The 4,061-nt window shown below is 66.4% G+C and carries 4 protein-coding genes; all 4 read right to left on the bottom strand.

All coding sequences use genetic code 11. The features are described 5' to 3' along the window. Positions 1-789, bottom strand: a 789-nt coding sequence (locus ACO48X_RS09290) for a pyridoxal-phosphate dependent enzyme (protein ID WP_485001806.1), incomplete at its 3' end; no start/stop codon positions are given. Beyond that, positions 790-1,578, bottom strand: coding sequence for an indole-3-glycerol phosphate synthase TrpC (gene trpC, locus ACO48X_RS09285; protein WP_485001805.1), 789 nt, complete (start codon positions 1,576-1,578; stop codon positions 790-792). Positions 1,579-1,594: 16 nt separating this feature from the next. Further along, entirely contained in the window at positions 1,595-3,088 is a 1,494-nt protein-coding gene (locus tag ACO48X_RS09280; RefSeq protein WP_485001813.1) for a chorismate-binding protein, read from the bottom strand. A 255-nt stretch (positions 3,089-3,343) separates the two neighbouring features. Continuing rightward, positions 3,344-4,061, bottom strand: a 718-nt coding sequence (locus tag ACO48X_RS09275) for an FKBP-type peptidyl-prolyl cis-trans isomerase (RefSeq protein ID WP_485001804.1), incomplete at its 5' end; no start/stop codon positions are given.

Genomic DNA, 4,061 nt, shown 5'->3' with positions numbered 1-4,061 from the left:
GCCGGCCTCGCACCCGACGAGCCGCACCGACGGGTCGTCGAGGAAGGCGTTGAACAGTCCGATGGCGTTCGATCCGCCGCCGACGCAGGCCACGGCGACGTCGGGGAGCTCGCCCGTGAGCTCGAGCACCTGGGCCCGGGCCTCCTCGCCGATGACCTTTTGAAGGTCGCGCACGAGGGCCGGGAACGGATGCGGCCCGGCGGCCGTGCCGAAAACATAGTTCGTCGTCTCGACGTTGGTCACCCAGTCCCGGAACGCCTCGTTGATGGCATCCTTGAGGGTGGCCGACCCTGCGGAGACGGAAATGACTTTTGTGCCGAGCAACTCCATCCTCGCCACGTTGAGGGCCTGGCGGCGCACGTCCTCGGCCCCCATGTAGATCGGGCAGTCGAGGCCCAAAAGGGCGGCCGCCGTGGCCGTGGCGACGCCGTGCTGCCCCGCCCCCGTCTCGGCGATGATGCGCGTCTTTCCGACCGCCCTTGTCAAGAGCGCCTGGCCCAACACGTTGTTGATCTTGTGCGATCCCGTGTGGTTGAGGTCTTCGCGTTTGAGGATGATGCGCGCCTCTCCGGCGTGGCGCGCGAACTTGGGCGTCTCGGTGACGATCGACGGACGGCCCGAATAGGTGCGGCCCAGACGGTCGAGCTCCCCCCGAAAATCCGGATCGTCCTTGAGCCGCTGCCAGGCGGCCGAAAGGTCGTCCAAAGCCGTCACGAGCGCCTCTGGCAGGTACCTTCCTCCGAACTCGCCGAAAAACGGCCCCTGAACGGCGCCGAGTTGCTGATTCAATTACCTCTCCCTTGCATCGAGTGACGGGTGGTGCCCGACGGCGACCATGTCGCCGATCGCCGAGCGCGGATCGCCCGAGGTCACGAGCGCTTCCCCGACGAGGACGGCGTTGGCGCCGCTGCGGGCGTAGTTGAGGACGTCCTGCGGCCCGCGCACGCCCGATTCAGCCACCTTCACCATGCCGCTGGGCAGGATGTCGACGACCTGGTCGAACACCCGCATGTCGACGTCGAGCGTCTTGAGATTGCGCGCGTTGACGCCGACGACGCGCGCCCCGGCGTCGATCGCCCTTCTGGCCTCTTCGCGATCGTGCGTCTCTACGAGCGCCGTCATCCCGAGGGAGTGGATGCGCTCGACGAAAGACATGAGAACGGTCTGCTCAAGCGCGGCCACGATGAGCAGGACGATGTCCGCGCCGTGGGCTCTCGCCTCCCAAATCTGATACGGCGTGACGATGAAATCCTTGCGCAGCACCGGCGTTTCCACCCGCGCTCGGACGGCGTCCAGATCGTCCAGGCTTCCCCCGAAGCGTCTCTTCTCCGTGAGGACCGAGATGGCCGCAGCCCCTCCTTCTTCATACATTTGAGCCAGGCGGGCCGGGTTCTCGATGGACGCCAAGCTTCCTTTGGACGGGCTCGATCTCTTCACCTCGGCGATGATCGACAGGCTGCGTTCGCTGTTGCCGCGAAGGGCGTCCTCGGCGGAGAGCGCCGAGGGCATCTTTCGCGCCCGTTCCTTGAGGTCCTCGAGGCTCACGCGCGCCTGACGCACAGCCAGGTCCTCGCGCACCCCCGCGATGATCGAATCAAGTACTGCCCACGTCGTGCCCGACGGCTGGCAGCCGATTGGCGACTTGAACGGCGCGAACGGCCGCGGCGGCCTTGTTTCGCGCCTCGACGTACTCGGTTTGCGGCACCGAGTCGGCCACTATCCCGGCGCCGGCCTGGACGCTCGCGCGCCCGGCGTGAACGACCGCCGTGCGAATGGCGATCGCCAAGTCGGCGTTTCCCGAGAAGTCAAAATATACCACGACGCCCCCGTACAAGCCCCTGCGAGCGGGCTCGAGCCGGTCGATGAGCTCGATGGCGCGCGGCTTTGGCGCGCCCGAAAGCGTTCCGGCGGGAAAGACTGCCGCCAAGCAGTCGACGGGCGTCTTCGCCTCGTCGATGCGGCCGGCGACGGTCGATGAAATGTGCATGATGTGGCTGTAGCGCTTGACCTCCATGAACGTCTCGACCTCGACAGTTCCCGGGACGCAGACTTTCGCCAGGTCGTTGCGTCCGAGATCGACGAGCATGACGTGCTCCGCCCGTTCCTTGGGATCGGCCAGCAGATCGCGCTCGTAGGCCTCGTCTTCGGAGACCGTCGCTCCGCGGGGCCGGGAACCCGCGATCGGGAACATCGTGATCCGCGACTGCGAGACGCGCATGAGCGTCTCGGGCGAGCTTCCGACCACGGAGAAGGAGCCTCCGGCGCCGTCGGACAGCCGAAGGAAGTACATGTAAGGAGACGGGTTGATGGTGCGGAGCGCGCGGTAAACGTCAATGGGGTCGGCCTCGCACTCGATGTCCGCCCGCTGAGAGAGGACCACCTGGAAGACTTCGCCGTCGCGAACCGCTTCCTTCCCGGCGAGGACCGCCTTTTCGAAGTCCTCCTGGGAGACCCTCATCGTCGGTTCGTCCGGCGCGCCGGAGTCCAGGCCCACGGCGAAAAGCGGCGCCGGATCGGCCAGGTCCCGCTCCATCCGCCGAAGGCGCCCGACCGCCCGGCCGTATGCCTCGGCGGCGCCCTCCGCCCGGTTGTTCGCATTGACCGCGTTGGCGATGAGCCACACTTCGCCTTTGTGATGGTCGACCGCGACCATGTCTGCGGCCAGGCACATGGCGGCGTCGGGGGCGTCGAGTTCATAGGGGGCCGTGCGCGAGAGCGTCGGCTCCCAGTCGTAGAGCGTGTCCCACCCGAGCGCTCCGACCAAGCCTCCCGTCAGCGGCGGCAGGCCGGCGAACGCCGGCGTGCGGAGGCGGTCGACGGCGTCGGCGAGCATCGACGTCGCGCTGCCCGAAAGCGACAGGCCCTCGGGCACCTCCCCCTCCCACCGCGCCTTTCCCTCGACCGCAACAAGATGGGCGAGGGAGCGAACTCCCACGAAGGACCACCGATCCCACGTGCCGTCGCGCTCCGCGGATTCGAGGATGAACGTGCCGTCGCCTTCCGCGAGGCGCCTGTAGATGCCGAGGGGCGTCGCGTCGTCGACGAGGACCTTTTCCACAACGGGAATGACCCTTCGCGACGCCGCCATGTCGAGGAACTCGTCCTTGGAGGGCCACACCTGGCCCCAACGCAATTCCTCAGGGTTGGAAATCACCCAGCCACCTCTTTCGATTGAAGTGGGACGCAGCAGAAAGCCGCCCGGAATGGACGGTGCGTAATGTCTGCTGTCGACCCCGCTCGTGTTGGTCGTCGTTCTTAGGTTACTAGCATCGGGGACGGGTCACCGACTCGCGTCAAAAGGCGAGACGGGTCCGCAAAACGCCGACGGTCACGGAGCGGCGGTCTATGCGCTTCCCGGTGAGGAGGAGAGGATGCCCAGAATGTCCACGACCACGATGCGGTCGCCTTCGCCTTGGGCAAAAGACGCGGGAATGAGGACGACGACGCGCGACCCCGCCTTCTGATCGACCAGGCCTTCCGCCAGCCCGCGCATCGCCTTGTCGAGCTTGAGCTTGACCGGCTTTCCGCCGTTCCACGTCGTGTCGACGATCTGCCCTTTTGTGTCATAAATCGCGTACTGAACGGCGAGGGTGTCCCCCTTGGACACCTGGTCTCCCGACCCTTCGACAAACGGAACGACGGCGAGTTCTGGAATCGGCTGGCCCGACGCCTTGATCGCTGGGCCGCCGCCGTCGGCGACGGAAAGGGAGGGCATTCCAGAAGGCGCGGGGTTGGGGGCGGGCGCCTTCTTTCCCTGGGCTATCGTGCTGAAGACGTCGACCACGATGATCTCGGCGCTTTGGCGGTTTCCATCGACCAAACCCGGGCGTTTGAAAACGAGCCGGCTTCCCTCCTTGACGCCCACGAGGTCGTCGGCGATGTCGCCCAAGCCCTTCTCCGAGACTTCGGCCAGCCGGAGATTCCCCGAATTGTAGGCGGAGACGATCTTCCCGGCACGCGAATCGAAGGAAGTCGCCCGCAGAAGAGCCGTCTGCCCCTTGTCGATGGCATTTCCCTTCCCCTTGACGACGACGTCCTTGACGACGTTTCTCGGGGCGGAC

This window comes from Peptidiphaga sp. (assembly GCF_057238965.1).
This window is presented reverse-complemented; position numbering and strand designations above follow the sequence as displayed.

Bases quoted from the DNA above. Each gene is read 5' to 3' on its own strand.
- ACO48X_RS09280 (WP_485001813.1), bottom strand. From the start codon at position 3,088: ATGGCGGCGTCGCGAAGGGTCATTCCCGTTGTGGAAAAGGTCCTCGTC.